The 22,824-nt window shown below is 68.3% G+C and carries 20 protein-coding genes; 9 read left to right on the top strand and 11 right to left on the bottom strand.

Annotation, left to right across the window (positions count from 1 at the left end; genetic code table 11):
- The 5 genes from MWN34_RS15830 to sucD all read left to right on the top strand — a co-directional run.
- The coding region (locus tag MWN34_RS15830) for an NAD-binding protein (protein WP_247030271.1) at window positions 1–228 on the top strand (228 nt) is incomplete at its 5' end.
- Window positions 229–712: 484 nt separating this feature from the next.
- On the top strand, window positions 713–1,690 hold the full coding sequence (locus tag MWN34_RS15825) for a 2-dehydropantoate 2-reductase (protein ID WP_247030270.1): 978 nt from the start codon (window positions 713–715) through the stop codon (window positions 1,688–1,690).
- An 11-nt stretch (window positions 1,691–1,701) separates the two neighbouring features.
- Complete coding sequence (locus MWN34_RS15820; RefSeq protein ID WP_247030269.1) at window positions 1,702–2,475, top strand: fumarylacetoacetate hydrolase family protein; 774 nt, start codon at window positions 1,702–1,704, stop codon at window positions 2,473–2,475.
- A 131-nt stretch (window positions 2,476–2,606) separates the two neighbouring features.
- A complete protein-coding gene (gene sucC, locus MWN34_RS15815) occupies window positions 2,607–3,806 on the top strand; it encodes an ADP-forming succinate--CoA ligase subunit beta (protein WP_247030268.1) in 1,200 nt (399 codons plus the stop codon).
- A complete protein-coding gene (sucD, locus tag MWN34_RS15810; protein ID WP_247030267.1) occupies window positions 3,806–4,702 on the top strand; it encodes a succinate--CoA ligase subunit alpha in 897 nt (298 codons plus the stop codon). The genes sucC and sucD overlap by 1 nt, the downstream gene beginning before the upstream one ends.
- Window positions 4,703–4,890: 188 nt before the next feature.
- Here sucD and MWN34_RS15805 read toward each other — a convergent pair whose 3' ends face one another.
- From MWN34_RS15805 to MWN34_RS15795, 3 genes are all read right to left on the bottom strand, one after another.
- Complete coding sequence (locus tag MWN34_RS15805; protein ID WP_247030266.1) at window positions 4,891–5,031, bottom strand: hypothetical protein; 141 nt, start codon at window positions 5,029–5,031, stop codon at window positions 4,891–4,893.
- Window positions 5,032–5,303: 272 nt separating this feature from the next.
- On the bottom strand, window positions 5,304–7,214 hold the full coding sequence (locus tag MWN34_RS15800; protein WP_247030265.1) for a hypothetical protein: 1,911 nt from the start codon (window positions 7,212–7,214) through the stop codon (window positions 5,304–5,306).
- A 44-nt stretch (window positions 7,215–7,258) separates the two neighbouring features.
- Window positions 7,259–8,554 (bottom strand): adenylosuccinate synthase, encoded by a 1,296-nt coding sequence (locus MWN34_RS15795; RefSeq protein WP_247030264.1) that lies wholly within the window; start codon window positions 8,552–8,554, stop codon window positions 7,259–7,261.
- Between the two features lie 330 nt (window positions 8,555–8,884).
- On the opposite strand from MWN34_RS15795, the gene MWN34_RS15790 reads away from it, so the two are divergent.
- Window positions 8,885–9,769, top strand: a complete 885-nt coding sequence (locus MWN34_RS15790; protein WP_247030263.1) for a VOC family protein — start codon at window positions 8,885–8,887, stop codon at window positions 9,767–9,769.
- Window positions 9,770–9,900: 131 nt separating this feature from the next.
- On the top strand, window positions 9,901–10,824 hold the full coding sequence (locus MWN34_RS15785; protein ID WP_247030262.1) for a DMT family transporter: 924 nt from the start codon (window positions 9,901–9,903) through the stop codon (window positions 10,822–10,824).
- Here the strand turns inward: MWN34_RS15785 and MWN34_RS15780 are convergent.
- Window positions 10,802–11,644: a GNAT family N-acetyltransferase gene (locus tag MWN34_RS15780; RefSeq protein ID WP_247030261.1), complete on the bottom strand. Its 843-nt coding sequence runs from the start codon at window positions 11,642–11,644 to the stop codon at window positions 10,802–10,804. The genes MWN34_RS15785 and MWN34_RS15780 overlap by 23 nt on opposite strands.
- 271 nt (window positions 11,645–11,915) lie before the next feature.
- On the opposite strand from MWN34_RS15780, the gene eda reads away from it, so the two are divergent.
- A complete protein-coding gene (gene eda / locus MWN34_RS15775) occupies window positions 11,916–12,563 on the top strand; it encodes a bifunctional 4-hydroxy-2-oxoglutarate aldolase/2-dehydro-3-deoxy-phosphogluconate aldolase (RefSeq protein ID WP_247030260.1) in 648 nt (215 codons plus the stop codon).
- A gap of 28 nt (window positions 12,564–12,591) precedes the next feature.
- Here the strand turns inward: eda and MWN34_RS15770 are convergent, their stop codons facing one another.
- From MWN34_RS15770 to MWN34_RS15740, 7 genes are all read right to left on the bottom strand, one after another.
- Complete coding sequence (locus MWN34_RS15770) at window positions 12,592–13,911, bottom strand: Ivy family c-type lysozyme inhibitor (protein ID WP_247030259.1); 1,320 nt, start codon at window positions 13,909–13,911, stop codon at window positions 12,592–12,594.
- A 62-nt stretch (window positions 13,912–13,973) separates the two neighbouring features.
- Window positions 13,974–14,762 (bottom strand): hypothetical protein, encoded by a 789-nt coding sequence (locus MWN34_RS15765; protein ID WP_247030258.1) that lies wholly within the window; start codon window positions 14,760–14,762, stop codon window positions 13,974–13,976.
- 163 nt (window positions 14,763–14,925) lie between these two features.
- Complete coding sequence (gene serA / locus MWN34_RS15760; protein ID WP_247030257.1) at window positions 14,926–16,512, bottom strand: phosphoglycerate dehydrogenase; 1,587 nt, start codon at window positions 16,510–16,512, stop codon at window positions 14,926–14,928.
- 248 nt (window positions 16,513–16,760) lie between these two features.
- The gene (locus tag MWN34_RS15755) at window positions 16,761–17,936 is read right to left on the bottom strand and encodes a phosphoserine transaminase (RefSeq protein ID WP_247030256.1); all 1,176 of its coding nucleotides are present in this window, start codon (window positions 17,934–17,936) and stop codon (window positions 16,761–16,763) included.
- 246 nt (window positions 17,937–18,182) lie between these two features.
- On the bottom strand, window positions 18,183–18,512 hold the full coding sequence (locus tag MWN34_RS19720; RefSeq protein ID WP_247030255.1) for a BA14K family protein: 330 nt from the start codon (window positions 18,510–18,512) through the stop codon (window positions 18,183–18,185).
- 579 nt (window positions 18,513–19,091) lie between these two features.
- A complete protein-coding gene (locus tag MWN34_RS15745; RefSeq protein WP_247030254.1) occupies window positions 19,092–19,613 on the bottom strand; it encodes a BA14K family protein in 522 nt (173 codons plus the stop codon).
- Window positions 19,614–20,357: 744 nt separating this feature from the next.
- Window positions 20,358–21,167: a tellurite resistance TerB family protein gene (locus tag MWN34_RS15740; protein WP_247030253.1), complete on the bottom strand. Its 810-nt coding sequence runs from the start codon at window positions 21,165–21,167 to the stop codon at window positions 20,358–20,360.
- A gap of 405 nt (window positions 21,168–21,572) precedes the next feature.
- On the opposite strand from MWN34_RS15740, the gene MWN34_RS15735 reads away from it, so the two are divergent.
- Window positions 21,573–22,823 (top strand): sarcosine oxidase subunit beta family protein, encoded by a 1,251-nt coding sequence (locus tag MWN34_RS15735; protein WP_247030252.1) that lies wholly within the window; start codon window positions 21,573–21,575, stop codon window positions 22,821–22,823.
- Window position 22,824: the final 1 nt, after the last annotated feature.

Below are 22,824 nucleotides of genomic sequence, written 5' to 3'. Positions count from 1 at the left end.
ATCGTGAACCGGACCTTCAACCCCGGCTTCCGCATCGAGCTGCACCAGAAGGACCTGAACCTGGCGCTCACCGGGGCCCGCCAGCTGCAGATGGCGCTGCCGGCGACCGCGGTCGCGCAGCAGCTCTTCAGCGCCGTGGCGGCCCATGGCGGCGCCGCCCTCGACCATTCGGCCCTGGTGAAGGCGCTCGAGCTCCTCGCCAACCACACCGTCGCCCCGGATAAGTGAGTTTGCGCACAGGTTCCGCGCCGATGTGGCGGATGTGAATCGCGCCCCGGCCTGGCGGTGACCGCCCGGCCAAACGATCAAGGCCCCGTCGGCGTCGCAGCCGGCGGGGCCGAGCCTTGTTCCGGTCCGCTGTAAACTCCTGACAGGATCGGCGAAAAACTTGACAGTTCTTTACGCCACAAATCAGTTGATGTGGCGATGGATTCCTCTTCTCGAATGGCGGGCGCAGTCATATGACGCCCCATCGAGACAATTGTTCAGACTATCTTTCGTCGATCCGTCGCGAATTTGTCCGCATCGACTTGATCAGCAAGGCGTGACTGCGGAATAGTCCCCCCTGCGCCTTCGCCCGACGCGCGACGTATTATCACGGCATACTATTTCGCTTGACTGGGCCGATTTTCCGCCCATGATGGCATACAAAATACCAAACAAAGGGCACGCCATACCGAACACGGTCGGCGGGACCCGAGGAGGGAGCCTCATGAAGGTCTGTATCTATGGCGCCGGCGCGATCGGCGGTTATGTCGGGGTCCAGCTGAAGCGGGCCGGCGTCGATGTCAGCCTGGTGGCGCGCGGCGCACATCTGGAAGCGATGAAGGCCAACGGCCTGAAGCTGCTGATCGACGGTGAGGAGCGGGTCGAGCACATCCCCGCCTCCGACAATCCGGAAGACCTCGGCCCGCAGGACTACGTCATCGTCGCGCTGAAGGCCCACCAGGTGCCTGGCGTCGTCGACAAGATGCAGCCGCTGCTTGGCAACGACACCGCCGTCGTCACCGCGGTGAACGGCGTTCCCTACTGGTACTATTACAAGCACGGCGATCAGCTCGAAGGCCGCACGCTGGAGAGCGTCGATCCCGGCGCGAAGCAGTGGAACGGCCTCAGCCCGGAGCGCGCCATCGGCTGCATCGTCTATCCGGCGACCGAGGTCGTCGAGCCGGGCGTGATCAAGCATGTCTATGGCGACAAGTTCCCGCTTGGCGAGCCCTCCGGCGAGATCACCGAGCGTGCGACGAAGCTGTCGGAGGCCTTCGCCGCCGGCGGGATGCGTGCGCCCGTGCTGCCGAACATCCGCGACGAGATGTGGCTGAAGCTGTGGGGCAATCTCTGCTTCAACCCGATCAGCGCGCTCACCCACGCAACCCTCGACACCATCGCCTCCGACCCCGGCACCCGCGCCATCGCCAAGGCGATGATGCTGGAAGCCCAGGAGATTGCGGTACAGTCCGGCGTCAATTTCCGCGTCGGCGTCGAGCGCCGCATCGATGGCGCGGGTGCTGTCGGCGCCCACAAGACCTCGATGCTGCAGGATCTGGAGCGCAGCCGCGCAATGGAGATCGATCCGCTCGTCACCGTGGTGCAGGAGATGGGTCGCCTCGCGGGCATCGCCACCCCGACCATCGACACCGTGCTGTCTCTGGTGCGCCAGCGCGCCCAGATCGCCGGCCTTTACAACTGAGACGTAGCGTCATGGCCTATTGGGTTCGCTTCAAGCGCGCGGGCGCTGCCGAGTTCGGCACGCTCGACGACGCCACCATCTCCGTGCACAGCGGCGACATGTTCGGCGCCTCGCAGCCGACCGGGGAGACCGTCTCCCTCGCCGAGGTCGAGCTGCTCACCCCGACCGTGCCGACCAAGATCATCGCCCTGTGGAACAACTTCCACGCCCTCGCGGCGAAACTGAACTCGCCCGTCCCGGCCGATCCGCTCTATCTGCTGAAGGCGGGCTCTTCTCTCACCACGCCCGGCGCCACCGTGCGCCGGCCGGCCTCTTATGACGGCAAGGTCGTCTATGAGGGCGAGCTCGGTATCGTCATCGGCAAGACGGCGACCAATGTCTCCGAGGAGGACGCACCCACCCACATCCTCGGCTATACCTGCGTGAACGACATCACCGCGGCCGACATCATCAACAAGGATGCCACCTTCGCACAGTGGGTCCGTGCCAAGAGCTTCGACGGGTTCGGCCCGTTCGGCCCGGTGGTGGCGACCGATGTGGAGCCCTCCACCCTGGTCGTGCGCACCGTGCTCAACGGCGACGAGCGCCAGAACTATCCGATCAGCGACATGGTGTTCTCGCCGGCCCAGTTGGTCAGCCGCATCTCCCACGACATGACCCTGCTGCCGGGCGATATCATCTGCTGCGGCACCTCGCTGGGTGTCGGCACCATGAAGGCGCCTGAGAACGCCGTCGAAATCGTGATCGACGGCATCGGCACGCTCAGAAACACTTTCGTGCAGTAGCGCATCGGGCCGCCGCCGGGCTAGAAGGGGCGGCGCGCTGACTGGGACAGATCAGACGTGCGGCGAATGAGCGCGTGCAGGCGCAGGCCTTGCATGCTTCATTGACGCCAGCGCGTGAAGGAGCGGGTTGAATGAACATCCATGAATATCAGGCCAAGGGCGTGCTCCGTGAATTCGGGGTTCCCGTGCCGAACGGCGTAGCTGTGCTGAACGCAGGCGAGGCCGAGGCTGCCGCCGCGAAGATCCCCGGCCCGGTGTGGGTGGTGAAGAGCCAGATCCATGCCGGCGGCCGCGGCAAGGGCAAGTTCAAGGAAGCCGAGGCCGGCGAGAAGGGCGGCGTGCGCGTCGTCAAGTCCGCCGGCGAGGCTGCCGAGAACGCGAAGCTCATCCTCGGCAAGACGCTGGTGACCGTGCAGACTGGCCCGGCCGGCAAGCAGGTCAACCGCGTCTATATCGAGGAAGGCTCTGAGATCGAGAAGGAGTTCTATCTCTCCGCGCTCGTCGACCGCGCCACCTCGCGCGTCGCCTTCGTCGTCTCGACCGAGGGCGGCATGGACATCGAGGAGGTCGCCCACTCGACCCCCGAGAAGATCCACACCTTCGCCGTCGATCCGGCCACCGGCATCATGCCGCACCACGGCCGCACCGTCGCCAAGGCGCTCGGCCTGTCCGGCGACCTCGCCAAACAGGCCGGCACGCTGGTCGACAAGCTATACAAGGCCTTCACGGCCAAGGACATGGCCATGCTGGAGATCAATCCGCTGGTCGTGACCAAGGGCGGCGAGCTGAAGTGTCTCGACGCCAAGATCTCCTTCGATTCGAACGCGCTCTACCGCCACCCCGAGATCATGGCGCTACGCGACGAGACCGAGGAGGATGAGAAGGAGATCGAGGCGTCCAAATACGACCTCGCCTATATCGCCCTCGACGGCACCATCGGCTGCATGGTGAACGGCGCCGGCCTCGCCATGGCGACGCTGGACATCATCAAGCTCTACGGCGAATCCCCGGCGAACTTCCTGGACGTCGGCGGCGGCGCCACCGAGGAGAAGGTCACCGCGGCCTTCAAGATCATCACCGCCGACCCGCAGGTGAAGGGCATCCTCGTCAACATCTTCGGCGGCATCATGAAGTGCGACGTCATCGCGCGCGGCGTTCTCGCGGCGGTAAAGGCGGTCGGCCTGCAGGTCCCGCTCGTGGTGCGCCTCGAGGGCACCAATGTCGAGGAAGGCAAGACCATCATCCGCGAGAGCGGACTGAACGTCATTCCGGCGGACGATCTCGACGACGCCGCCCAGAAGATCGTCAAGGCCGTGAAGGAGGCTGCGTGATGTCGGTTCTGCTGACCAAGGACACCAAGATCATCACCCAGGGCTTCACCGGCAAGAACGGCACCTTCCACTCCGAGCAGGCCATCGCCTATGGCTCGAAGGTGGTTGGCGGCACCTCGCCGGGCAAAGGCGGCTCCACCCATCTCGGCCTGCCGGTGTTCGACACCGTGGCCGAGGCGCGTGAGAAGACGGGCGCCGACGCCTCCGTCATCTATGTCCCGCCTCCGGGAGCGGCGGATGCCATCTGCGAAGCGATCGCGGCGGAAATCCCGCTCATCGTCTGCATCACCGAGGGCATTCCGGTGCTCGACATGGTGAAGGTGCGCCGGGCGCTGGACGGCTCGAAGTCCCGCCTCGTCGGGCCGAACTGCCCGGGCATCGTCACCGCCGGCGAATCGAAGATCGGCATCATGCCGGCCAACATCTTCCGCAAGGGCTCCGTCGGCGTGGTCTCGCGCTCTGGCACGCTCACCTATGAGGCCGTGTTCCAGACCTCGCAGGAAGGCCTCGGCCAGACCACCGCGGTCGGCATCGGCGGCGATCCGGTGAAGGGCACCGAGTTCATCGACGTACTCGAACTGTTCCTGGCCGACGACGCCACCGAGTCGATCATCATGATCGGCGAGATCGGCGGCTCGGCCGAGGAGGAAGCGGCCCAGTTCCTGAAGGATGAGGCGAAGCGCGGACGCATGAAGCCGACCGTCGGCTTCATCGCCGGCCGCACGGCTCCCCCCGGCCGCCGCATGGGCCATGCCGGCGCCATCATCTCCGGCGGCAAGGGCGGCGCGGAAGACAAGATCGAGGCCATGCAGTCGGCCGGCATCACCGTCTCCCCCTCCCCGGCCCGGCTCGGCAAGACGCTGGTCGAGGTTCTGCAGAACAAGGCCGCGGCCTGACGCGACAGGGACGGTTCCGGCCGTCCCGCCCTGCATCGAATGCAAAAACGCCCTGCCCCGGTGCGACCGGGGCAGGGCGTTTTTGTTTGATCCCGAGGGCAGGCCGGCAAAGAAAAACCGGCCCCACCCGAGCGGGTGGAGCCGGAGGTCACGCGAGGAAAGGAAATCCGGGAGAAGGGATCGGCTGCTCAGGCCGGGTAGGCTTCCGGCGGCAGCACATAGTCTTCGGCGCCTTCCGCGGCTTCGCTGAAGGTGCGGAACAGGAGCGCGCTCATGAAGGCATGGGCGATGATGAGGGCGGGGAGAACGGGGAAGACGGACTGAAGCATGTGAATGATCCTGCGTGCGGGGTGTCTGTTGCGATGCAGAATACTTATTCCAGCAGTTTCTGGTATACGGAATACCTTATGCCAGATACGCATGCAGCGCATAGCGGAAAAGTCTTTACCTAACGGCACTTACGGCCTGCCGCGGGTGTCCATGAAACGATAAAGCCGCGCTGCATCGCAATAGTTATATTGCAATGCAGCGCGGCTTCTATTTGCCGGAAATAGTGTGGATGAAGAAGCGGCGGGCCTTGGGTGTGCCCCGATGCGCTCCGTTATTGCGCCGGAGCGCGCTGCTGCGGCACCGGCAGACCCCAGGCGCCGAAGGCCTCGCGGAACGCCGAATCCCCGGTCGGACCCTTTTCAAGCGCCAGAATGCCGCGCCTGCCATTGCTGAAGACCAGCGGCACGTCGAGCCAGTTGCGCGTGATCAGCAGCGCCAGATTGCGCTGGCGATCCGCCTCGAGCGCCGACAGGCCCACCAGGAAGAAGCCCGGCGTCACCCGCACCGCAAGACCCGCGAGCGGTACGCCCTGCGCGCCCTCGCTGGGCTTCGCCCGGATGCCCGGCACATTGGCCACCGTACCGAGGTCGAAATCCTGAGGCAGGTCGAAATGCAGTTCGATGATGTGCGAGGCCGGCAGCGAGCTATCCTGGTTTCGCCGCAGGCTGATCTCGACCTTCACCTGCCGATCGGGAATCTCCACCGTCGCATGGATGCCGAGGTCGGGCCCATTGCCATTGCCGGCGTCGAAGGTCTCGGTCTTCCACGTCACCGTGCCGACGAATTGTTGCAGGCCCTGCTGGCCGCCGCCGGGATTCTCCTCGAACATCACCGCCCGCTGGGCGTTCAACGCGCCGGCCGGCGCCGGAGCGCCGGGTACCGGCGTCGCCGGCGGAGACGTAACGGGAGACGGCGCGGGAGCCGAAGCGGGGGTAGCGGCCTGAGGCTGGGCGACGGGCTGAGGCTCGGCCGCACCGGGGCTCTGCGCCACGCGATCGGTCGACTTCGCACTATTGGCGGCGGACGCATCGGGCGCCGGGCCGCTCGCGGTTTCTTTCGCCGGCGGAGTGGTGCCGGTGCTGAAATCCCCGATAAGACCAATCAGCTTCTCGCGTTCGCTGAAGCCCACGGCGACCGCGCCGCCAAGCACGGCCAGCATCACCACCACGGTGACCAGCCGCCCCCAGCGGCGCTCACGCACCACGGGCTCGGTCGGATCGGTGACGTCCCAATCCGTCGGCTCGGTGCGCGGCGCAGGCACGCCATCCACCCCGCCTTCCTCGGCCGGTCGCTCGTCGGCGAGCGGCGCGGCGTCCGCAGGGTCAGCGAAGATGGGATCGGCGGTATAGCCGCCGCGATCGGCGCGAAGGTCAGGAAGACCGTCCGCCTCCCGTGCCGCCGCGATCGGATCCGGCATCGGCTCGCTGCGCTCGCTCTCGGCGGCACGACGCAGCAGGCTGTTGAGACGCATCCGCCCGACCGAAGCCGGGGTCGGCTCCTCGACCTCCGCGGCGGCAGGAGCCCGCACGCTCGGGGCGGCATCGGCCGGCGCCGCTGTCGGCGTCGGCGGCGCGACCACGGGCTCGGGTGCTGGAGAAGTGGTCGAGGCCTCGCGACGTTCGGCAACGGGCGGAACCGGCACGGCCGGGCGAGTTTCATCGCCCCCCTCATCGGCAGCCGGCTTCGGCGCGGTCCCCCCGGCACCGCGTGTCCATAGCGGAATCCGGCCGCCCTTTACAGGCGGGGATGAAGGAGCCACAGGTTCTTCGGCAGCCGCTGGCGCCGGCGCGGGCCTGGCCACGGGCGCCGCGGAAGGACTTGCAGACGGCGGCGCAGCAGGATTCGCCGACTCCTGCCGCACGCGCTCGGAGAAAGGGCGCGGCGCCGGCCGTTCGGGAAGCTGGTCGAACATCCGCGGGCGAGCCGGCGCAGCCGGCTCCGCATGGGCGAAGCCGGCGAACGGATCGTCCGTCTCGGCGCGCTCGCTCTCGATGCGCCGGATCGCGACATCGAGTGAAGATCGCTCGCGCTCGATGTCGCTCTCCGGCAACGGAGGATCGACGCTTCGAAGCTGGGTGAGCAAGGCACGCCGTGCCCGGTCGTAAACGGTCTGCCGGTTCTCCGGCGAATCGACCGGAAGACCGGCAATGGCACGCGCCAGCAGCGGATAATAGTCAGCCATCTCGCTTCGCGGTTAAGACGCGCGGGCTTGGAACGCCCCCGCGCTCAGGCTTCGAAAGGGTTATGGACAAGGATGGTGTCCGCGCGCTCCGGGCTCGTCGAGAGCAGCGCGACCGGGCAGCCGATCAATTCCTCGATTCGGCGCACATATTTCACCGCTTCGGCCGGCAGGTCGACCCAGGATCGTGCCCCGGCGGTGGAAGCTGACCAGCCTTCGATGGTCTCGTAGACCGGCTCGACCTTCGCCTGCGCATCCTGGCCGGCGGGGAAATAATCGATCGTCTCGCCATCCAGCCGGTAGCCGGTGCAGACATCGATGGTCTCCAGCCCGTCCAGCACGTCGAGCTTGGTGAGCGCGATGCCGGTGATGCCGGAGGTGCGCACGGTCTGGCGCACCAGCACGGCGTCGAACCAGCCGCAGCGACGCGGACGGCCCGTCACGGTGCCGAACTCGCGGCCCCGCTCGCCGATCCGACGGCCGATCTCGTCGTCCAGCTCGGTCGGGAACGGACCTTCGCCGACGCGGGTGGTGTAGGCCTTGGTGATGCCGAGCACATAGTCGATCGCGTTCGGGCCGAGGCCGGAACCGGTCGCCGCCTGCGCCGCGACCGTGTTGGACGAGGTCACGAAGGGATAGGTGCCGTGATCGACGTCGAGCAGCGCGCCCTGCGCACCCTCATAGAGAATCTTGTCACCGCGGCGGCGAGCGTCGTCCAGCAGCGCCCAGGTGCGGTCCATATAGGGCAGCACCTGCGGCGCCAGCGCCAGAAGCTCCGCCCGCAGCGCGGCGCCGTCCACCGGTTCGATGCCGAGGCCGCGGCGCAGCGCGTTGTGGTGGGTGAGCAGGCGCTCGATCTTGCCGTCGAGGCTCGCGGGGTGGGCGAGGTCGACGAGGCGGATGGCGCGGCGGCCGACCTTGTCCTCATAAGCGGGGCCGATGCCGCGCTTGGTGGTGCCGATCTTGGTGCCGATCGCTGCGGCGTTCTCGCGAATCGCGTCGAGTTCGCGGTGCAGCGGCAGAATGAGGGCGACGTTCTCCGCCACCCTCAGCCGGGCCGGCGACACGTCCACGCCCTGCGCGCCGATGCGGGTGATCTCGTCGACCAGGGCCTGGGGATCGAGCACCACGCCATTGCCGATGACGGAGAGCTTGGCCCCGCGCACCACGCCCGAGGGCAGCAGCGACAGCTTGTAGGTCACACCGTCGATCACGAGCGTATGGCCGGCATTATGGCCGCCCTGGAAGCGGACGACGACGTCCGCCTGCTCGCTCAGCCAATCGACGATCTTGCCTTTTCCCTCGTCGCCCCACTGGGACCCGACGACGACCACGTTCGCCACGAGCAATGCTCCCGAATGCCATGCACAGACCGGCACGGTCCGACAGGTCGGACGAGAGGCCGGCGCAGAAGAAACCCCGGCGAAACACTCCACCGGGGCTGCCCCGTCTTAAGGGATCGTTACAGGCGAGGCAAGAAAAGTCGGGGCAAGAATACCGGGATGGGTGCCGCAGACGCCGTCTGCCGCCGGCCAGGGCCGTCCCGCGAAAGACAGTCCTTCCTTCCCGGCAGCGACCAGCCGGTTGCGGTAAAGCGCACCATCGCCAACATCTGCGGCATGCCTCGCGCTGCCGATCACGCAGCGCCGTCTCGCGCTCAGGATCTTACGCACATGACCACGCTCGCCCCCGCCGCCCGCCACACCCACCCGAAGCTGCCCGATGGCCTGACGCTCGGCGCCGTGCGCCTGCGGGTGCGCGACGGTGCCCGCTCGCTCGCCTTCTATCGCGACATCGTCGGCCTCACCCCTCAGGCGGATCGCGGCGACGGCCTGATCCGCCTCGGCGCCGGTGACCGGACGCTGATCGAGCTGGAGGTCGCTCCCGATGCCGCACCCCGCCCGCGCGGCACCACGGGACTGTTCCACGTCGCGATCCTGGTGCCGGACCGGGCGTCCCTCGCCGTGGTACTGCGCCGGCTGGTGGAGAAGCGGGTGCAGCTCGGCGCCTCCGACCACCTCGTCAGCGAGGCGCTCTATCTCGACGATCCGGACGGCAACGGCATCGAGATCTACCGCGACCGACCGCGCGACGAGTGGACGTGGCAGGACGGCGAAGTCGCCATGGCGACCGAGGGTCTCGACGGGCGCGGCGTGATGAGCGCACTGCCCGCCGGCGCGGGCGACGCGCCGATGCCCGCCGGCACGGTGATCGGCCATGTGCACCTTCAGGTCGGCGACCTTGCCGCGGCGCGGCGCTTCTATGTCGACACGCTCGGCATGGCGGTGACGACGCAGAGCTATCCGGGCGCGCTGTTCGTCTCGGCCGGCGACTACCACCACCATCTCGGCCTCAATATCTGGCAGAGCCGCGGCCGCGGCCCAGCCCCGGAAGGCGCGACCGGGCTGGTGCATCACACGGTGAAGCTGCCGGCGGCGGCCGATGTGGAGGCGGTGGCGGAACGGCTGAAGGCTGCCGGCGCGCCGGTCTCGGCCATCGAGGGCGGCATCGCCAGCGCCGATCCGTGGGGCACCCGGATCCATGTCATCGCGGGCTGAGGGGATCGCCCGGCGACAGCGGCGCCGGGCGATCCCGCCCCCGTGCTGCGGCGCGCATTGACCGGGGACGCGGTGCCGCCTATCCGGGCATTCCGCGCGCAGCGTGCCGCGGATCTAGCCGATGGCCCGCCATGCTCCGCCGCCTTTTCGACGCGCCCTATCTGCTGTTGACCCTCGTGCCGCTGCTCTGGGCCGGCAACATCGTGCTGGGCCGCCATGTCGCCGGCCATGTTCCGCCGATCGCACTGGCCTGGTTCCGCTGGACGCTCGCCGCCCTCATCCTGCTGCCCATCGCCTGGCAGGCGCTGAAGCAGGACTGGCCGGTGATCCGCGCCAATATGGGCGTGCTGACTTTGCTCTCGCTATCGGGCATCACGCTCTACAACACGCTCTATTATTGGGGCCTGCAGACCAGTCCGGCGCTGAACGGCCTGCTCATGACCTCGATGGCGCCGCTGCTGATCGCGGCCTTCGCCTTCCTGCTGCTTGGCGCGCGCCCGACGCTCGGTCAGGCGCTCGGCGTGCTGCTGTCGCTGGTGGGCGTCGTCGTCATATTGTGCCGGGGCGATCCGGGGGTGCTCGCGGCGCTGGCGTTCAACAGCGGCGATGTCTGGTTCTTCGTCGCCATCACGCTCTACGCCTTCTATTCGACCCTGCTGGCGAAGCGCCCGCCCATGAGCAGCCTCGGCTTCCTTTCCTTCTCCCTCGGCTGGGGCGCCATCATGCTGACCCCGGCCTTCATCTGGGAACGGATCGCCGGGCCACCGCTGCACATCGACGCAGTGACGCTGGCCTCCTTCGCCTATGTGTCGCTGTTCGCCTCTCTGCTGGCCTATCTCTTCTTCAATCGCGGGGTGGAGCTGATCGGGCCGAACCGGGCTGCACCGTTCTTCCATCTGCTGCCCGTGTTCGGTTCGGCCCTCGCCATCCTGCTGCTGGGCGAGGAGCCGCACCTCTACCACGCCGCCGGCTATGGGCTGGTACTGGCCGGGGTGGCCGCGGCGACGCTGGCGGGCCGCCGGCAGCCTCCCGTCAGCCGAGTTCGAAACTCGTGACGCCATAGAGCCGGGCAAGATCGACCCGCCGCACCGGGCCGGTATACATGCGCGCCGTCTCGAAGACCGGCTGCAGATGGGCGCGTGCGGCGAGCTGAACGGCAAGCCCGTTCGGCTCGGGCACGTCGAGCACGATTTCAGCATCTCCAGCGACGCCGGCAAGCGCCATGAAGATGCGCTCCGCCGAGGCCGCGTCCTCCGCCACCAGCGGGCCGATCTTGTAGCCGTGCCGTACCGGCCGGATTACGCCCCACCCGGCCAGCCGTCCGTTCTCCACCAATGCCCGGCCGACATGGCTCGGCGCCCCGATCCATGCACGCAGGAACGCATCCCGCGCCGCCGGAAACACCAGCGCGTCGCTTGCCGCAATCTGGCTGAAGGGCAGGCTGGCGAGCCCCACCATGCCGGCGGCCTGCACCGCATGCGTACCGGGCCGCCCGGCGAAACGGATGTTGCGATAGGCCGGCCGGAACCCGTCGCGGGCGTAGTTGGCCTGCTGCGCCAGCACTCCGTCGAGGCCGATGGTACGAGACCCCGCATGCCGGCGCGCCTCCTGCCACAGCGCCCGCCCGATGCCGCGCCCGCGCAAATCGGGCCGCACGATGTAGAAACCGAGGAAGCTGAAGGCCGCGTCGTAATTCACCAGCGAGATCGTCGCCACCGGCTCGCCGTCGATTGCGGCGAGGAAGAAGCCCTGCGGATCGGCCTTCGCGAAGCAATCGGCATCGTGCATGCCGGGGTTCCAGCCTTCGCGCGCCGCCCAATCGACGGCGAGCGCGATCTCTCCGGCCCTCATCCGCCGGATGGTAACGTCATTCATCGCTTTACCAGTTCCGCATGCGTCTTGGCCGCCCTCCATCTGGAAGGGCGCAACGCCGAGCGGCAAATTGTGGGCCATTTCCGCCGCTGTCACACCTTCCCGCGCAATCCTTCAGACGAGCAGCGACAGTGCGATGTGGCAGCCCGGCAGGCAGGATACCCGGCCATTCGGCCGGCCACGCGCGAAAAACGCGCCGGCCCCCTCGACATTCGAGGTGCGACGTTCTTGGATGCCGCACCTGCGAACACCCCTTCGAACGAGAACCAACGGCATGTCGCTTCCCGATCCCAGCTTCCTCCTCGCCCGCGCTCCCGTCGTGCCGGTGGTTACCGTGCCGAGCGTGGCGGCCGGCGTGAAGCTCGCCCGTGCCCTCGTCGACGGCGGCCTGCCGCTCATCGAGGTGACGCTGCGCACCGCCCCCGCGCTGGAAGCTATCGCGGCCATCGCCGCCGAGGTGCCCGACGCCATCGTCGGCGCCGGCACCGTGACCCGCCCGGAGCTGGTCGAGAAGTCGATCGCCGCCGGCGCGCGCTTCCTCGTGAGCCCCGGCTGCACCGAAGCGCTGCTGGAAGCCTTTGCCGAGGCTCCGGTGCCGGTGCTGCCCGGCTGCGCCACCGCCTCGGAGGCGATGAGGCTGCACGCCATGGGCTTTGCGGTGCTGAAGCTGTTCCCGGCCGAATCGGTGGGCGGCGCGAGCCTGCTGAAGTCGCTCGCCGGACCGCTGCCGGACCTGCGTTTCTGTCCGACCGGCGGCATCGGGCCGGACAATGTCGGCACTTATCTCTCTCTGCCCAACGTGCTCGCCGTCGGCGGCTCCTGGGTCTGCCCGAACGAGGCCGTGAACGCCGGCGACTGGGACCGCATCGTCACGCTGTCCAAGGCCGCGGCGATGCTGCCGCGCCCGCATTTCCCCGGTTGAGATCCGACGAAACGAAAGGCCGGCGGCCTCAGCCCGCCGGCCAGATGTCCTTCCACAGCCTGAGCAGATCGGGACGAAGCGGCGCCGGCGAATTGCCCACCGTCCTCTTGCCGTGCCGGATCGAGACAATGCCGAACAGCGCGCCGGTATCCGGGCGATACAGCACCATCATCGCGTTGTCGCCGCAATCATGGGGCTTGCACACGGCGGCGAGCAGATAGCGCGTGCCCGCAAGCGTGACGGCCCTGCTGTCGCCGGGGCCCTCGAAGCTGGTCAGCCAGTCCTCCGCAGCAAGCGGGCCGAGCGCTTTCCGATAGGCCGCCATGAAACCCGGATCCTCCGTATAGCCGTCCTTCAGCAGGGCGTCGACGTCGCCCGAGGCGCTCGCGCGCATCTGCGGTGCGGGCGCGGGCGCGGGTGCGGGCATCTGCGCGCCGCAGCGGCGCAGCGGTGGCCCGTTGACGTCGGCGGCCGCCGACAGCGCCTTCTCCGCCGCGCCGAGCCGCTCGCCGCCGGCGGTCCGCAGGTCGTTCCGATCCACCGTGACGACGAGCCCTTCGCCCGCTCCCTGCAGGAAATAGGTGATGGACGTGTCCTCGGGACCCATGAAATTGGTGGGCACGCCGGCCCTGGGAAAGGCCGCGGTGCCTTCCGGCGTCTCGATGCGGATGGCATCCGCCGCGATGGTCACGCGCGGCAGCCGGGTGCAGCCGCCGCCGCCGGGCGCGAAGCGGCCATATGTCTCCGGGAACCGTGAGAGATCGGGATCGGAGCCGCCAGCCGCAGAAGCTGCCGCAGATGCAACCGCCGCGCCGGCGGGGGGTGCGGCCGGGTTCGGGGCAACCGGGTTCGGGGCGGCCGGTTTTGGAGCGGCCGGTTTTGGAGCGGCAGCCTGCGCCGCTCCCGCGGCCGGACAGGCCGTCGGCCGATAGTGTTGCCCGTCGAAGCGCCACACCGGTTGGCAGCCCCTGCCCTCCACCGTGACGTTCGCCCAGCCATTGGAGCGGCCCGCCACCGGCTTGACGACGCCGGGCACCACGCCGACGACCCTCCAGCGCCCCGAACGATCGCGCGCCAGCACCTTGGACTGGATCCCCGGCTTCGGCCCATAGCAGGCGGGGTCGCGATCCTCCGAAACCGCCTCCTGGCCGCCGTCGCCGTCCAGATCAATGAACCTGACCCGGGGATTGGTCGGCCGGCCGCAGGGATTCACGACCGTGCCGTTCTTCAGCGTCATGCCGGAGGCGGCCACCAGTTGCAGCGCGTCGGCGCCGTTTCGCACCTGCGCGGCGGCGGGCTGTGCAGCGAGAACGACGAACAGCGCCAGACAGGCGACACGCGGCGACATGCGCAACAGCTCCGGACAGGTTGCGGAAACGCCCCGGCGGCGAGAGCCGAGCGAAAGGAAGCTCACACCGGCTGCCGCCATCCGAAGCGCCGGTCGGGACTCATCGCCATGCCCCTCGTCACCCACCAGCGGAAGAACAGGTGCACGGCCACCATCAGCGCGACCAGCCACGCCAGCTTCTCAAGGGTGAAGCCGCCGGCGACGATGCCCCAGGCGGCATAGACCCGCTCGTCACCACCCGGCAGATACACCGCCAGGGTCGGCAGCAGGACCTCGTTGAGGGCAATGGCAAGGCCAACGACACGCACCCAGTGCCGCGCCGCGCGATAAGCCGGATATCGCGCGGCGCGGCTCTCCGGGAACAGCGCGACGAGATAGAGGGGGATGCAGATCAACACCGAGATGGCCAGATTATTCAAGCCCTGGTCGGTATAGAGGTCCACACCGAGATAGAGAGAGACGCCGTAAGCGATGACCGCGGTGATGATTCCGGCCACCGGGAAGATCGGCACCGCGACGACGAAGCCGATGCCGATGAGAATCGGAATGAAGGCCAGCATGACTATGGGAAAGCCGGCCCCGCCGCTTCCCCAATTCATGCTGCGCCCGGCCCGACCCTCGCGCTCGTCGACGCCGCGCTGATACGCCTCGCGGTCTGTCGGGACGAAATGCGTGTAGCCGTCCCGACCGGCAATGTAATCCGGATCCAGATTATTGCCCATGCCGCCCCCCGCGGACACGCCTGATGACGAGGAAACATCATCATGCAGCCCCTCTGCGGCGGCAAGAGCGGTTGTGCCGGCGCGGCCGGTATTTTCTGGCGTTTGGGCCCGCCGGAAGGCCGAAACCACCGGCCTTTGGTACAGATTACGTTAGGTCATACTCTATCCGGCAGCCATCGGGTGCGGTTCTTCATCCGAATACTCTGTCCGGCGGCTGTGCCCTTCCTCGAAGCCGGAGGATGCGCGACCGCGTGGCGGAACGCTCGCGCCCCTCAGAACGCGAGCGAAGTCCTCAGAACACCAGCGGCTTGGCCTGCTTCACGGAGGGAAGCTGCTGCACCTTGTCGATGATCTCGGCCGGCACCGTGCCATCCACCTCGACCAGCGCGATGGCGTCGCCGCCCTGCCGGTCGCGGCCCAGCGCGAAGGTCGCGATGTTGAGGCCGGCATCGCCGAGCAGGCTGGCGAAGCGGCCCACAAAGCCGGGACGGTCCTCATTGGTGACATAGAGCATGGACGGCGCGAACTCGGCGTCGACCTTGATGCCCTTGATGTCGACGATGCGCGGACGCCCGTCGGCGAAGACGGTACCCGACACCGAACGCTCCATCTTCTCCGTCACCACGGTGAGGGTCACGAGGCTCTCATAGTCGCCGGCGACCTCGCGGGTGGTCTCCTCGATCACGATGCCGCGCTCCCTGGCGATGCTCGGGGCGGACACCACGTTCACATCCTGCAGCGCCGGACGCAGAAGGCCGGCGACGGCGGAGGAGGTCAGCGCCTTGATCTTGAGGCCGGCCACCGCACCGTCATAGGTGATGCGCACGGTCTTGATGTCGGTCTCGGTGAGCTGGCCGGCAAAGGAGCCCAGCTTCTCGGCGAGCTCGATGAACGGCTTCAGCTTGGGCGCTTCCTCGGCAGTGATCGAGGGGAAGTTCACCGCATTGGAAATGGCGCCGCGCAGCAGATAATCGCTCATCTGCTCGGCGACTTGCAGCGCCACATTCTCCTGCGCTTCCGTGGTGGAGGCGCCGAGATGGGGGGTGCAGATCACGCCCGGCAGCCCGAACAGCGGGTTCTCCGTCGCCGGCTCGGTCACGAACACGTCGAACGCCGCGCCCGCGACATGGCCGGACTTCAGCGCCTCGGCCAGCGCCGCCTCGTCGACCAGCCCGCCGCGCGCGCAATTGACGATGCGCACGCCCTTCTTCGTCTTGGCGATCGCCTCTGCGGAGAGGACGTTGCGGGTCTTGTCGGTGAGCGGTGTGTGCAGGGTGATGACGTCGGCGCGGGCCAGCAATTCGTCCAGCTCCACCTTCTCGACGCCGAGGTCCAGCGCGCGCTCCGGCGAGAGGAAGGGATCATAGGCGACCACCTTCATCTTCAGCCCCAGCGCGCGGTCGGCGACGATGGAGCCGATATTGCCGCAGCCGATCACGCCCAGCGTCTTGGCGGTCAGCTCCACGCCCATGAAACGGTTCTTCTCCCACTTGCCGGCCTGGGTGGAGGCATCGGCGGCGGGAATCTCGCGGGCCAGCGCGAACATCATCGCGATGGCGTGCTCGGCGGTGGTGATGGAGTTGCCGAAGGGCGTGTTCATCACGATCACACCCCTGGCGGTCGCGGCCGGGATGTCGACATTGTCGACGCCGATGCCGGCGCGGCCGACCACTTTCAGCCGCGCCGCATTGGCGAGGATCTTCGGCGTCACCTTGGTAGCGGAGCGGATGGCGAGGCCGTCGTAATCGCCGATGATCTCGGCGAGCTTGTCCTTGTCCTTGCCCAGCGCCGGCTGGAAATCGACCTCGATGCCGCGATCCTTGAAGATCTGCACGGCGGCGGGGGACAGGGCGTCGGAAATGAGTACGCGGGGAGCCATGGAAATCATCCTGCTCGATGGACCGCAGGCGTCGGCAGCGGTCGGAAATGGCGCGGAAAGATCCCGCCGCCGGCGGGAGGGGACGACGAAGCGTTCGTGGGCGCCCGCCGATGAAGGCGGGGAGAGGGTCTGCGCCTTCGCGGGCAAGACGGCCGGGAGGAGGTAGCCGGTCTTCCGCGAAGGGCACCGCATCGGCCCTTCGCCGTCCCCTCGCGTCGGCGGCGAGGGGATGGAACGGTAGCGGCAGCTCAGGCCGCGGCCTTGAGCCCGGCCTTGGCCTCGGCAAAGGCCCAGTCGAGCCAGGGCGTCAGCGCCTCGAGATCGGCCGCTTCCACCGTGGCGCCGGCCCAGATCCGCAGCCCGGCCGGGGCGTCGCGATAGGCGCCGATATCATAGGCCACCTTGGCCTTCTCCAGCGTCGTGGCGAGCTGCTTGGCGAAGGCAGCCTGCGCATCGGCGGCCAGCGCCTTCACCTCGGGATCGACGACGACGAGGCACACGCTGGTGTTGGAGCGGGTGGCTTCGTCCTTCGCGAGGAAATCGACCCACGCGGTCTTCGCCACCCAGTCCGCCAGCACCTTGAAATTGGCGTTGGAGCGGCCGACGAGGCCCTTCAGGCCGCCGAGGCCCTTCGCCCATTCCAGCGCGTCGATATAGTCCTCGACGCAGAGCATGGACGGGGTGTTGATGGTCTCGCCCTGGAAGATGCCTTCGACCAGCTTGCCGCCCTTCGTCATGCGGAAGATCTTCGGCATCGGCCACGCCGGCACATAGCTCTCCAGCCGCTCGACCGCGCGGGGGGAGAGGATCAGCATGCCGTGCGCCGCCTCGCCGCCGAGCACCTTCTGCCAGGAATAGGTCACGACATCGAGCTTGTCCCAGGCGAGTTCCTGGGCGAAGGCGGCGGAGGTCGCGTCGCAGATGGTGAGGCCGGCACGGTTGTCCGGGATGAAGTCGCCATTCGGCACCCGCACGCCGGAGGTGGTGCCGTTCCAGGTGAAGACCACGTCGCGGTCGAAATCGACCTGCGCGAGGTCCGGCAGCTCGCCATAGCCGGCCGCGAAGGTGCGGGTATCCTTCAGCTTGAGCTGCTTGACGATGTCGGTGACCCAGCCCTCGCCGAAGCTTTCCCACGCCAGCACGTCGACCGGGCGGGCGCCGAGCAGCGACCACAGCGCCATCTCCACCGCGCCGGTGTCGGACGCCGGGACGATGCCGATGCGATAGTCGGCGGGAATGGCGAGAATTTCGCGGGTGAGGTCGATGGCGTGCGTGAGCTTCGCCTTGCCGACCTTGGCACGGTGCGAGCGGCCGAGCGGTGCATCGCTCAAGGCCTCAAGCGTCCAACCGGGACGCTTGGCGCAGGGGCCGGACGAAAAATTGGGATTCGCCGGCGCACGCGCCGGCTTCGTGATCGTCGTCATTGAACCATCCTCTCAGATGGACGTCCCACGGTGGGGTGGGATAGCCCGAGAACGGATGTACTCCCGCAGACCTGCGGGCGCAAGAAGAAAGCGGAACCCGGAGGTGCGACGCTTTTTGCTGCACCGCCCCGTCGCCGGTTCGACCCGCCATGGACAACGAGTTACAAAGCCGGCGAAGCATCACCTGCCGACACAAAAAACGGCGCCCCGTGAGGGGCGCCGCTTCTGCGAACGGAGCAGTTGCACTCACTGGTAGGGCGAGATGCACTGACGCCGCGGGCCGTTATTCGGCTGGAAGGTATTGTCCGAGGAACGATAGGAACGCCACCGATTGTGGCACCAGGCGACATGGGCGTTCCAGTTGCTCGTCTGAACGGGCCTCGCCGCCACCGAGCCTATCATCACGCCGGTGGTGAAGGCCGCGGCCGGGAACCACCAGCCATTATAACGGCGGTAGCCGGGACGGTAGCGGCTCCAGCCACGATACCCGTTGAAGTAATGCCGCCCGCCCTGCCGATAATAGCCGCGACGGTGGGGTGGCGGCCGATGGGCCTGCGGCGGACGCGGCCGATGCACGTTCGGTCCGCCGGGGCGCGGGCGGTGCACGTTCGACGGACCGCCCGGACGCGGGCGATGGACGTTCGAGGGCCCTCCCGGACGTGGGCGATGCACATTCGAGCCACCCGGACGCGGGCGATGCATATTTGGACCGCCCGGGCGCGGGCGATGGACATGATGGCTCGGCGCACCTCTGCGGGCCGCCCCGGGACGCCCGCCGGGCCAGTTCTGTGCTTCCGCGACCGGAGCCGCGATCATGAATACCGTGGCGATCGCGGCGATCGCCAGTCCGAGTCTTTTCATAACGCCACCTTTCACGCTCAGGCGCACTGCAAGCGCCGGAAGTATGCTGCTGCGCCTGTCAACGTCCGCACTCCGTTTTCATGCTTTCACGAAAGCGTGATGGCTCACCCGGCGTGGTGGGAAACGGCACCCGCCACAGCCTCTTTCGCCGCACATCCGAAACATCCGTCCGACAATCGGCCTTCCGGCCATTCCGCCGGAAGGCCCATCAATCGCGGCGGGCAATCACCCTTCAGGAGACGCAGCGCCCGCTCGTCGCTCCTGCCGCCTTGTCGCTTGGAACGGTCGTCAAGGTCACGAATACGGCGAAACGCACTGGCGTCGCGGGCCGCTGCTGGGCTGATAGGTGTTGTCCGAGGCGCGGTAGGAGCGCCAGCGATTATAGCACCAGTTCACATGCTCGCTGCCGCCGCTGGAATAGTGCGGCTGCGCGGCGATCGCGCCGCCGATGAGCGCGCCGGCGGCAAAGGCACCGGCCGGATACCACCAGCCATCGTAACGCCGGTAGCCCGGTCGGTAATAGGAATAGCCGCGATATCCGTTGTGGTAGCGCGGCCCCGGCCGGCCATAGTAGTGCGGCGGACCCGGGCGATAATAGCCGCCGGGACCCGGGCCCGGACGCGGACGGCCTGCATAGGGCGGGCGCGAGGGACCGGGCGGGCGCATGTGCGGCGGACGGTTGGGAGACGCAGTGTGCGGGATGAACCGGGGCGGGCCGATGCCGGGCGCGCCGGGCGGCAGGTTCTGGGCTTCAACGGGCAGACCCAAAGTGAACAGCGCCGCCACCGCAGCCGCCGCAAGAGCGAGTTTCTTCATCAGGGCACCTCTCGTCATCGGTCGGGCGCCGACGCCTGCACGCGGCTTTCCCGAGCAAAACCAACAATGCGCTGGGGAAGCTTCCGTGCCCTCACGAATGCGTGATCATATCGCAGGAGACTGATCCGAACCCACCGCCCGCCCGGGCGTTGTTGGGCCGCTCAGCGAAATATCACGGCACGGTGAGCACGCCCGCATCCGCCCTTGATCCCGCCCAAAAGCCGCCGCGCTTTAACGGATGATCGCGCATCAGCGGATCGTCATCCGCAGGAGGATACGCCATGCCCGTTCCTGCTCACTCCGTTCCGGCCCGCCCCTCGCGCGCCCGACCCGCGCTTGCCGCCGCCCTTGTCGGCGCCGGCCTGCTGCTGGCCTCGGCGGTCGGGGCGGCTGCGCAATATTATCCTCCACCCCCGCCCGGCGGCCCAGGCTGGGGCGGCCCGCCCCCTCCCGGTCCGGGTTGGGGCGGCGGACCGCCGCCTCCCGGACCCGGCTGGGGGCCGCCGCCACCTCCCGGCTATGGACCGCCCCCGCCCCGCCGGGCCATGTGCGCCCCGCTGCCGCCGCCTCCGGGCTACGGTCCGCCCCCGCCGCCCTGCCGGGCGCGTCCGGCCCCTCCCGGCTCGCGCTGCCATTGCGGTCCGGTGCCAGGCCGGGTGTTCTACCCGCGCAACTGGTGAGGCTTTCGCCTGAGTAAAAGCATCGAGGCGCCCCGCTTTCCACCCGGAGAGCGGGGCGTTTCCGTCAGTCGGCGTGAGCCGATCGTGCGGCCGCCTCCAGATGCGGCACCAGCGCAGGGTCGAGCCGCAGCGCGAGAGCGAGCCGGGCAAGGAAGGCGCGCTCGGCGCTCGAATCGGGATCGATCGCCAGCAACGCGCACAGATAGACCTCGACCGCCTCCTCCGGTCGCGCCACGCTGCGGGCGATATCCTCCACGCTTGCCGGACTGGCGAGTTCATGCGCGAGGAAGGCCGCGGCGTTGTCCGCGCCGGCGAGCCTGCTTTCCGCCAGTCGTGCGCCGATCGCCGTCCGCTCCGCCTCGTCGACATGGCCGTCGGCCAATGCCGCCGCGATCATGGTGCGCAACAGGGTCAGCGGCATCTCGCCGGCGGCCGCGGCCTCCGGATGGAACACGGAATCGCGTGGCGGAAGGGCAGGTGCTGCTTCACTCGCCGCTCGAGCCTGCGCCTCTGCCGGCGGCTGCCCGGCCTGGTGGTTCTGCCATGCCCGGTAGGCCAGCGTGCCGACCAGGGCGAGGCCGCCGAGCGTCGCTGCCTTGCCCGCCAAGGCACGGCCCTTCTTCGAACCCAGCACCAGCGAGATCAGCGCGCCGGTGGCGAGCCCGCCGCCAACGCCGCCCCCGATGCTTCCGCCGGCACCTCCGCCGGCACCTCCCGTGCTGCCCAACAGCCCGCCGAGCCCGCCCTTCAGCAGGTCGCCGAGCCCGCCGCTGCCCGAATTGGCGGTGGTCGGGGTGGCGCCCGTTCCAGTGCGGGCGGCCGTGAGGAACTGGTCCAGCAGCTTGCGGGCGTCGATGTTGCGGGTGTCGAACATATGAGGTGGGCTCCTTCCGAGGGTCCGGTTGTGTCGTCGGCAGGTGTGGCGCCCCGCCATGTTCCGCAAGGGAAACTCACGCCAATGCGAAGCCGGCGCGCGCCGTTCGGCATGCAGCTGGGGTGTCGCACAGGTTCAAGCGGCCAACCTCCTCGCCTCCGCCGGCCATGCTTTCGCCAGACATCGCGCGGCGGCAGGCCCTGCACCCGCTCGCGCGCCGCCACGGCAGCGCCGCCGCCGGAGGCAATGTCGCGTCCGTACAACGCCGCCGCCGCGCGGATGCGAGCCGTCCGGGCCCCTTCGCGCCAGCATGCCGACCGTTGAAAGCACCGCGCGGCCCCGGCGCCCGCCCCTCTCCCGGGGACGGCCTGCCGGATGCGACCCGACGCGGCGGCGGAGGCTCCGTTGCAGAAATTCTCAGGCTTCGCACTGCTGCGAAACGCCCTTGGCGGCCACCAGAACTGGGGGCACCAGTGGCGCAATCCCGCGCCCAAGGACGAATATGACGTCGTCATCGTCGGGGCCGGCGGCCACGGCCTCGGCGCGGCCTATTACCTCGCCAAGGAGCACGGCATCACCAATGTCGCGGTGATCGAGCGCGGCTGGCTGGGCGGCGGCAATACCGGGCGCAACACCACCATCATCCGCTCGAACTACCTGTTCGACGAAAGCGCCGCGCTCTACGAGCATTCGGTGAAGCTGTGGGAAGGCCTGTCGCAGGATCTCAACTACAACGTCATGTATTCGGCGCGCGGCGTTCTGATGCTGGCGCACAACCATCACGACGTCGCCAGCTTCAAGCGCCATGTCCACTCCAACCGCCTCAACGGCGTGGACAATGAGTGGCTGGACGCCGACGGCGTGAAGGCCTTCTGTCCGCCGCTCAACATCAAGTCGATGCGCTACCCGATCCTTGGCGGCGCGCTGCAACGGCGCGGCGGCACGGCGCGGCACGACGCGGTGGCCTGGGGCTTCGCCCGCGGCGCCTCGGACCGCGGCGTCGACATCATCCAGAACTGCGAGGTCACCGGCATCCGCCGTGGCGCCAATGGCGCGGTGGAAGGGGTCGAGACCAGCCGCGGCTTCATTAGGGCGAAGAAGATCGGCGTCTCGGCGGCGGGCCACACCTCGGTGGTCATGTCCATGGCCGGGGTGCGCATGCCGCTGGAGAGCTACCCGCTGCAGGCCCTCGTCTCCGAGCCGGTGAAGCCGGCCTTCGACAGCGTGGTGATGAGCAACACCATCCACGCCTATATCTCGCAGTCCGACAAGGGCGAGATGGTGATCGGCGCCGGCACCGACGCTTATACCTCCTACTCCCAGCGCGGCGGCCTGCACATCACCACCCACACCCTGGACGCCATCTGCGAGCTGGTTCCCCAGTTCCGCCGGCTGCGCATGCTGCGCAACTGGGGCGGCATCGTCGACGTGACGCCGGATCGCTCGCCCATCATCGCCAAGACCCCGGTTCCGGGCCTTTACGTGAATTGCGGCTGGGGCACCGGCGGCTTCAAGGCGACGCCGGGCTCGGCGAACGTCTTCGCCCACACCATCGCGAAGGACGCGCCGCATCCGATCAACGCGCCCTTCTCGCTGGAGCGCTTCCGCGACGGCTTCCTGATCGACGAGGCGGCCGCCGCCGCCGTGGCGCACTGAA

Origin of the sequence: Ancylobacter crimeensis, from assembly GCF_023016805.1 — a bacterium.
Taxonomy (GTDB): Bacteria; Pseudomonadota; Alphaproteobacteria; order Rhizobiales; family Xanthobacteraceae; genus Ancylobacter; species Ancylobacter crimeensis.
The sequence above is the reverse complement of the archived record's forward strand: the minus strand, read 5'-3'. Positions and strand labels throughout refer to the sequence as shown.

Bases quoted from the DNA above. Each gene is read 5' to 3' on its own strand.
- MWN34_RS15825 (WP_247030270.1), top strand. From the start codon at position 713: ATGAAGGTCTGTATCTATGGCGCCGGCGCGATCGGCGGTTATGTCGGG.
- MWN34_RS15820 (WP_247030269.1), top strand. From the start codon at position 1,702: ATGGCCTATTGGGTTCGCTTCAAGCGCGCGGGCGCTGCCGAGTTCGGC.
- sucC (WP_247030268.1), top strand. From the start codon at position 2,607: ATGAACATCCATGAATATCAGGCCAAGGGCGTGCTCCGTGAATTCGGG.
- sucD (WP_247030267.1), top strand. From the start codon at position 3,806: ATGTCGGTTCTGCTGACCAAGGACACCAAGATCATCACCCAGGGCTTC.
- MWN34_RS15805 (WP_247030266.1), bottom strand. From the start codon at position 5,031: ATGCTTCAGTCCGTCTTCCCCGTTCTCCCCGCCCTCATCATCGCCCAT.
- MWN34_RS15800 (WP_247030265.1), bottom strand. From the start codon at position 7,214: ATGGCTGACTATTATCCGCTGCTGGCGCGTGCCATTGCCGGTCTTCCG.
- MWN34_RS15790 (WP_247030263.1), top strand. From the start codon at position 8,885: ATGACCACGCTCGCCCCCGCCGCCCGCCACACCCACCCGAAGCTGCCC.
- MWN34_RS15785 (WP_247030262.1), top strand. From the start codon at position 9,901: ATGCTCCGCCGCCTTTTCGACGCGCCCTATCTGCTGTTGACCCTCGTG.
- MWN34_RS15780 (WP_247030261.1), bottom strand. From the start codon at position 11,644: ATGAATGACGTTACCATCCGGCGGATGAGGGCCGGAGAGATCGCGCTC.
- eda (WP_247030260.1), top strand. From the start codon at position 11,916: ATGTCGCTTCCCGATCCCAGCTTCCTCCTCGCCCGCGCTCCCGTCGTG.
- MWN34_RS15770 (WP_247030259.1), bottom strand. From the start codon at position 13,911: ATGTCGCCGCGTGTCGCCTGTCTGGCGCTGTTCGTCGTTCTCGCTGCA.
- serA (WP_247030257.1), bottom strand. From the start codon at position 16,512: ATGGCTCCCCGCGTACTCATTTCCGACGCCCTGTCCCCCGCCGCCGTG.
- MWN34_RS15755 (WP_247030256.1), bottom strand. From the start codon at position 17,936: ATGACGACGATCACGAAGCCGGCGCGTGCGCCGGCGAATCCCAATTTT.
- MWN34_RS15745 (WP_247030254.1), bottom strand. From the start codon at position 19,613: ATGAAGAAACTCGCTCTTGCGGCGGCTGCGGTGGCGGCGCTGTTCACT.
- MWN34_RS15740 (WP_247030253.1), bottom strand. From the start codon at position 21,167: ATGTTCGACACCCGCAACATCGACGCCCGCAAGCTGCTGGACCAGTTC.